Genomic DNA, 305 nt, shown 5'->3' on the forward strand with positions numbered 1-305 from the left:
AACCTTGCCAACGTCATCCGCATGACCTGCAAGCGCTGGCTTCGCTGGCTTTCAAAATTCAGGCCAAAGCTTGGCTTTAATTTTCATTCCAAGGGTGTCAGAGAAGCGACGTCCTCAGAGACTTCCAGTAAAATAAACCAAAAAGGACAGCCTGTTCATTATCCAAAAGCCGGCCCTACGGGCGGCTTGAAGCCGTTTGCTGGTCGCAAACCGGCTTTTGGATAACGGCTGAACACCTTTTCCGGATAAAACAGCGTAAAAACCCACGTTGTAATGGCTTTTGAATAAAGCCTGTCGGGAAAGCT

The 305-nt window shown here is 48.5% G+C and carries 1 protein-coding gene; it reads left to right on the forward strand.

The features are described from left to right. Positions 1-225 (forward strand): hypothetical protein (locus tag ACTJKP_RS27295; protein WP_440632891.1); only part of this gene is annotated, 225 nt, incomplete at its 5' end. Positions 226-305: the final 80 nt, after the last annotated feature.

The organism is Brucella sp. 22210 (assembly GCF_052045675.1).
GTDB lineage: Bacteria > Pseudomonadota > Alphaproteobacteria > Rhizobiales > Rhizobiaceae > Brucella.